This window comes from Mycobacterium sp., assembly GCF_049802695.1.
Taxonomy (GTDB): domain Bacteria; phylum Actinomycetota; class Actinomycetes; order Mycobacteriales; family Mycobacteriaceae; genus Mycobacterium.
The window spans coordinates 1-6,873 of the sequence record NZ_JBARMY010000002.1 but is presented as its reverse complement, the minus strand read 5'-3'; the positions used below and the strand labels follow the sequence as shown (position 1 = coordinate 6,873).

The following is a 6,873-nucleotide window of genomic DNA, read 5'->3' as shown; positions in this document are numbered from 1 at the left end:
ACTAAAGACCCAAAACGAAAGCAATTGATCTGTGGCTCAAGGATGCTCTCGCCGATGGCCCAGTTCCGTCTGCAGACCTAGAACCCATGGCGTGTGCGCAGGCTACAGCCAAGACCAACTACGGGGTGCCCGTGACCGACTCAACGTGAAGCCAACCAGGGTAGGTGACAACCGGATCGCCAGTCTATGAGGACAAACAAGGCAGGAAGGCGGGAAGACGGGAAGGCGGGAGGAGACGGCAGAATCCCGTCTCCGCAACGCACCCGTATCCCCAACCGCAGGCCATGTTCCGAGCTAGTCGTCACACCACGCGCCAACGGCGGCCTGTCCATCGCCCAAGGTCCGGTGTACGTGCTCGTAGGACCGAACGAGATCGAGCCTCTGATGGATGCGATGAGGACAACCGATGAATGGGCCTGAACTCCTAATGGCCTTTTGCATCTCCAGGCCGGATTTTGCCTGTGGAGAGAGGGCCGAACTTGCGTGACGTATCCGGCTCCTTCGGCTCTTGGGGGTCACCCCCACTCGAACGAACCCGACAAGGGTGGAGGCGCTATGCGCTGGCAGCATGAGGACTGTACAAGGCGGGCTTACACGTCGGGCTGGTGCAGTACCCACTACCGGCGTCGTCGGAATGGCCAGCCCATGGATGCACCGATCAGGCGCTACGTGCGGCTTCAGGAGGAAGGCGACAGTAGCGGCAAGCCGGGATTCACGACAACCGGTCGTCGTAAGCGGAAGAGGCCGTTCGAAGCCGAGTGGGCGTCGTTGAAGGAACTTGGCTTTGCTTGAGAGTCGGAGCATGCCAGCCGGGCTGGTGCATCGAGGCGCTCCGGGACTAGTGCTGGCTGCAGGGCCGGATCGGCGATGTGCATGGTATGAGCGCGTCTGCTGTGAGATTCTGCGGGGGTGTCCGCTCCTGCGGCGGCTGCTCCTTCGGGGGTGGTGACGTTCCTGTTCACCGATGTGGAGGGTTCTACCCGTCGGTGGGAAGCCGACGCGGATGGGATGCGGCTGGCGCTGGCCTCCCACGATGAGGTGTTGCGTGCGGTGATCGAGGCGCACGGTGGCTGGTTGTTCAAGCACACCGGTGACGGGGTGTGCGCCGCGTTCGCCTCGCCGCGCTCTGCGGTGGATGCGGCGGTGGCCGCTCAGCAGGAGCTGGAGTTGCCGGTCCGCATGGGGATCGCGACCGGCGAAGCCGAGCTGCGCGGGGCGGACTACTTCGGTGCGGTGCTCAACCGCGCCGCTCGGGTGATGGCCGCCGGGCATGGTGGCCAGGTCCTGCTGGCAGGATCGACGGCGGGACTGCTCAGCGGGGTTGATCTGCTGGATCTGGGGCCGAGGCGGTTGCGGGACCTGCCGACCGCCGTGGAGGTGTTCCAGGTCCGAGCGCCGGGGCTACGCACGGATTTTCCTGCGTTACGTGCACTCGATGCCAGTCCTGGGAACCTGCGGCCTCCGACCACCACCTTCATCGGGCGCGAGTCCGAGGTCGCCGAGCTGCAGACAACGCTGAAAACGCACCGGCTGCTGACGTTGACCGGGGTGGGCGGGGTCGGTAAGACCCGCCTGGCGGTGAAGGTCGCCGCGCAGCTGGCCGACGAGTTCCCGGACGGCGTCTGGGTTTTCGAACTGGCCGCTGTCGTTGATCCGGCGGCGGTGCCCGATGCGGTGGCGGCGGTGCTCAACATTACTCAGCAACCGGGCAAGAGCCTGGCCGACAGCGTGGCCGCCGCGTTGGAGGGTAGGGTGCGGCTGTTGGTGTTCGACAACTGCGAGCACGTCCTCAATGCTGCGGCCGATCTGATCGAGGCCATACTGGCGCACTCGGCGACCGTCAAGATTTTGGCTACCAGCCGCGAGGGGCTGGGGCTGGCCGATGAGCAGGTGTGGCCGGTGCCCTCGCTGGACGTGGGCGCGGGAATCGACTCGGCCGCAGTGACATTGTTCGTCGAACGCGCCCGTAGCGTGGCACCGCGCTTCGCGCTGGCCAAGGCCGACGAGGCGAGCGCGGTGGTGGAGATCTGCGGTCGCCTCGACGGGATCCCGTTGGCCATCGAGCTGGCGGCCTCCCGGATGGCGTCGATGACGGCGAGCGAGGTGCGTGATCGTCTCCATCAGCGATTCCGGCTGCTGGTCGGGGCGCGGCGTGGCCTGGAACGCCACCAAACTTTGCGCCACGCCGTGGCGTGGTCCTACGAGCACCTCGATGAGGCGGAGAAGGCGCTGTTGGATCGGTGTTCGGTGTTCGCCGGTGGATTCGACCTTCAAAGTGCGTGCGCTGTAGCCGGTTTCGATGACCCCGACGACTACGTGGTCCTCGATCTGCTCGATGCCCTGGTGCGCAAGTCGCTGCTGGTGGCTGATCGGTCCTCGGGGCGGACCCGGTTTTCGATGTTGGAGACGATCCGCCAGTTCGCCGAGGAGCAACTCGTCGCGGGCGGTGCGGCGACCGAGGCGCGGGCCGCGCATGCCCGCCACTTCGCCGGGCGCGAAGCCGACATCCTGGCCCTCTGGGACAGCCCCCGACAGCGCGGGACGTATGCGTGGTTCAGCGTCGAGCTGGCCAACCTGCGCACGGCGTTTCGGTGGGCCGCCGACCAGGGCGACCTCGATGTCGCCGCCGCCATCGCCACATACGTGACGTTCCTCGGCATTCTGGTCGACAATTACGAGCCGATAGCCTGGGCCGAAGAGCTCATCGAGCCCGCCCGCGCCGTCGACCATCCCCGACTCGCGTTCCTGTACGTGATGGCGTCGCGATGCTGGAATCTCGGACGGATCGAGGCCGCTGTCTGCTACGCCGACGCCGGCCAGTTAGTGATCGCCAGTGGCCGCCACGAAGAGTTGCCGTACGGCCTCGAGGGCGTGCTCGGCGGTGCGTACCTGGCGATCGGCCAGCCCCAACGATACGTCGAGTGGTGCCGCGCCCGGCTGGCACGCGGCCGCGACACCCATACACTCACCAGGGCAGTCCTGACCTTCGTACTGACGCTCGCCGGCTGCGGTGCGGAGGCGCGGGCCGCCGCGAACGGCCTGATCGACGCGGCCGAGGCCACCCACAACCCGTTTGTGCTCTCGTTCGCGCTGCTCGCCCACGGGACCGCCTTGAGCGACGCCGATCCCGCCGGCGCGCTGAAGGCCCTGCGCCGGGGCCTGGTGATCGCTCGAGACAGCGGCAACCGCTACAACGAGTCACAACTGGCGCTGGCGGCCACCCGGCCCCTCCTTGAGGCCGAATCCGGTGACCCGCTGGCCGCGCTCGACTACGTCACTGTGGCGATCCGCAACTTCCACGACGCGGGCAACACCACCGTGATCCGTAGCCCGCTGGCTGTCCTCGCCGCCCTTTTCGACCGGCTCGGACGTTACGAACCGGCGGCCACCATCGCCGGTTTCGCCGTCAGTCCCCTCACGAGCGCCGCCTTGCCCGAAATCACCACCGCGATCACCCACCTCCGCGATGTGCTCAGCGACCAGACCTACGAATCGCTCGCCCGCAAGGGTGAGACGATGACCACCGCCGCCATGGTGACCTATGCGTACGACCAAATCGACCAAGCCCGAACAACACTCGAACACCCAGGTTGAGTTGCGCTCGTCGCGTGTCCAAAGCGAGAGCGGCGCAGCATGTTCTCAATCGCCTACAGCAGTCTGTTCGGCCAAGACGCGGTACACCGTGGCCCGGCTCACGCCGAGGGCGTTGGCAATCGTGCTCGCCGACTCGCCATTAGCGTGCATCCGCTGCACCAAACCGGCTTTCTTCGCATCGAGCGCTTTGGACGCCCGACGTGCTGTCCTCCTCGAATGCCGCCGTAGCGGAGCGAAGGAGATAACCGAATCGCTGGTCTCCGGAGCAAAACTTCAACCGCCTCATGGGGCAGAAACGTTTTCGGAATTCGACGTCAGTCCGCAGGCAGTCCGCAGAGCACTCGACACCAGCCAACAGTCACACATCACATCAGGTAGTCGACTTGCGCTGTGAGCTGGCTCTTTCACGCTGAAGCCCACATCTGCCATCAAATCCCGCAAACGGCAGCAAGTCCGTTAGGACACATCGTAATGCGTTGGTCGCGGGTTCGAGCCCCGCCCGCCCCACGTCAAAAGCGGCTTCCAGCCAGGCCACGGCCGCGGAGTGTCGCGAGGTGTGCACGCCAAGTCCTCGACAGCCGCCTTCGCCGCCACATGCGGTGTCATCATGCTCTGGCTCCTGACCAGCGCTGCCGCCTGGTCAGTGTCCATGCCGGTCGCCAGTCCGGAGCAGGCCAGATGGCCCAGAGTCAGTGCCGTCTGGTCATCTGCCTTGATGCCTGCCACTAGGTCTAGCCGCAACTCGCTCGCCTTCAGACCGAAACCGCACGCATCACGCGAAAGGTTAACTTAACATTGGGTCGTGGCTTCCCAACTTTACCGAATTCAGTTTCCGCCGTCTAATTCAGAGCGACTTGCCCAAGACGAAGTGTTGTTCAAGGTGTTCGAAAATGGTGAGCCCCGTCGGCTTCGGTTTCACGACTACGCCGAGATCTACAAACGGCCGGGTTTGTATGAGGAACTTTTCTACGGGAGGCTGCGATGCAATTCTCCGGGCAAGGTGATGGAGCTACTGCAGCGGGCGTTGCACACCGTCCGCGAGCCCGTCACCGAATTGCGGGTTCTCGACCTAGGGGCGGGCAACGGGATGATGGGCGAGGTGCTGAAGCGCGACGGCGTCGCCCGGCTCGTCGGGGTGGACATCGTCCCGGAGGCACGCGATGCCGCGTATCGAGACCGGCCAACGGTCTATGACGCTTACTATGTGGCGGATCTCGGCGATACCCAGACGGCCGTGCGCGACGAACTGGCCGAGTGGAGTTTTGACTGCCTCACCTGCGTTGCGGCGCTAGGCTTCGGCGACATCCCGCCGCGCGCTTTTTTCAACGCGATACGGCTTGTGCAGACCCGCGGGTGGCTGGCTTTCAATATCAAGCAGTCATTTCTGGACTCGGCCGAGCAAAGCGGCTTTGCGCAACTGGTACGAGCGCTGATTTTCTCGAAATACCTCGACATCTACCATCTCGAGTTGTACCGGCACCGCCTCTCCATGGAGGGCACGCAATTGTTCTATTACGCCCTGGTCGGCCGTTTGACTGCACCGCTTCCGGACGACTTCCTGCATAGCCGCGGCATCGAAGAATAAGCCGTTGCAGCGGACCTGATCTCGTCGCAGGGTGCTCAGCGGCTTGACCCGCACGTTAACCAACCGGCGGCGGCAGTGCGACGAACCGCTTGAGCTTTCCGGTCGCACCATGGCGGGCGATGCGGTCGACAACCCGGATTTCGATGTGGGGCTCTGAAAATCCAAATCGGCGCAACGCTGCGATCACCGACGTCCTCAGGGCGGCTACGTCCGGGCCGCCGATAACGAGAATTTCTGCGCCGGAAGCGGTTTGCTTCACCTGATACTCAGAAACGCGAGAATCTGTACCCAGCACATGCCGGAAGGCGCTAGCGGGAATCACCGTCGTCCCGTACCTGAAGTCGTCGTCGCGCCGCCCGCCGACGTCGGCCACGCGCGCGAAGGCGCTGCCGCACCCGCATGGTTCCGGAAGCAAGGTGACCTGGTCGCCCAAGTCGTAGCGAATGAACGGGAAGGTCAGGTTGGCCAATCCGGTGGCGAGCGTGCGGGCCGCCGGCTGCTCGTGGCCGACCGGCACCCCGTTCTCGTCGACGCGTTCGAGCACTACCTCGTCTTCGCACACGTGCAGTCCTTCGCCGCGGCCGCAACCGACGGCCTGCACGCCGATCTCGGTGGAGCCCCAGAGATTGTGTATCGGCGCATTCCATGCGTCACGAATGGCTTGCCGGTCTTCGTGCAGCAGCGGTTCGGAATTGGTGCTGACGCGGACCGGGTGAACGTCGAGTTGTCCGGCCAACGAGGCCCGCGCCAACCGTCCGATAACGCTCGCGTAGCCGACCATGTGGGTCGGCCGAGCGGCCGCGACCGCGGCGAGGACGTCCTCGAAGGGAGCACCGGCGGCGATGACGACCGTCTCCATTCCAGGCGCAGTCGGCACGTCGAAGAGCGGGGTGCTGGCGTGCGGCGGCACGCCCGCCTCCAGGACAGCAAGGCGTGACGTCGGCTGGGAGGCACGCCGCTCCTCGCGTGCCTGCATCCGCCATGCAAGGCACGCGACGGACACGAAGAACTGCCAGTCCCACCCGTAAACCCCGCGCACGCCACTGGAGCCGCCCGAACTGAACACCTGGCAGCCCGAGGGTGTGTACGAAAACCATTGCTGTTCAGTAAGAAGGCGGTCGACGCCGGCACGGCTGAGATCACCTGTGGTGACGATCGCATCCCACTCGCCTTGCGCCTGCGCCTTGGTCATCATAGGCAGCAACGCCAGATCGGCCACGGTCGCAGTGGTCGGATCGATACCGCGTAAGCGCCTGGCATGGAACGGCGAGCGCTCGCACGCGTAGGTGAGCAGTGCCCGCAGCCGGTGATTCCGATAACGCTCGATCTGCTCGCGCGACCATTCCAATCGACCAACATGGTCCTCCAGCGCTGCTTGCACCACAGCGAGATGTGCGGTACGCAGACGCTCGTAGTCCGACCGGAACATCAGTCTTTCACCACCGGAACCGAATAAACCCTCGCTCTACAGCTGCTTACGACGGTGGTCTTCCTAAAACCACTGTCAATGGCCAAGTAGAAGTCTCCGGTGGTGGCCAGATAAAAGTCCCCACCCCGTGCGGGTAGTTCGGGTTGGTTCAGGTGTTCTCCTTTCGGTGCTGAGCTTCCTTCATTCGGTAGGACTGGCCGTCGGTGATGACGACGGTGGCGTGGTGCAGGAGGCGGTCGAGGATGCTGACGGCGGTGGTCTGCTC

The 6,873-nt window shown here is 64.7% G+C and carries 5 protein-coding genes and 1 pseudogene; 2 read left to right on the top strand and 4 right to left on the bottom strand.

The genetic code is table 11. The annotated features are described in order from the left end of the window. The first annotated feature begins 909 nt into the window (after positions 1 to 909). The gene (locus WA317_RS00050) at positions 910 to 3,594 is read left to right on the top strand and encodes an ATP-binding protein (RefSeq protein WP_425171085.1); all 2,685 of its coding nucleotides are present in this window, start codon (positions 910 to 912) and stop codon (positions 3,592 to 3,594) included. Between the two features lie 45 nt (positions 3,595 to 3,639). On the opposite strand, the pseudogene WA317_RS00045 reads toward WA317_RS00050, so the two are convergent. Then, a pseudogene (locus tag WA317_RS00045) lies at positions 3,640 to 3,819 on the bottom strand (helix-turn-helix domain-containing protein); the annotation flags it as partial. 231 nt (positions 3,820 to 4,050) lie between these two features. Continuing rightward, complete coding sequence (locus tag WA317_RS00040; protein WP_425171084.1) at positions 4,051 to 4,320, bottom strand: DUF732 domain-containing protein; 270 nt, start codon at positions 4,318 to 4,320, stop codon at positions 4,051 to 4,053. A 277-nt stretch (positions 4,321 to 4,597) separates the two neighbouring features. On the opposite strand from WA317_RS00040, the gene WA317_RS00035 reads away from it, so the two are divergent. Further along, positions 4,598 to 5,179, top strand: a complete 582-nt coding sequence (locus WA317_RS00035) for a class I SAM-dependent DNA methyltransferase (RefSeq protein ID WP_425171083.1) — start codon at positions 4,598 to 4,600, stop codon at positions 5,177 to 5,179. 55 nt (positions 5,180 to 5,234) lie between these two features. On the opposite strand, the gene WA317_RS00030 is transcribed toward WA317_RS00035, so the two are convergent. Continuing rightward, positions 5,235 to 6,608 (bottom strand): phenylacetate--CoA ligase family protein, encoded by a 1,374-nt coding sequence (locus WA317_RS00030; RefSeq protein WP_425171082.1) that lies wholly within the window; start codon positions 6,606 to 6,608, stop codon positions 5,235 to 5,237. A 148-nt stretch (positions 6,609 to 6,756) separates the two neighbouring features. Next, positions 6,757 to 6,873, bottom strand: a 117-nt coding sequence (locus WA317_RS00025) for an ATP-binding protein (protein WP_425171086.1), incomplete at its 5' end; no start/stop codon positions are given.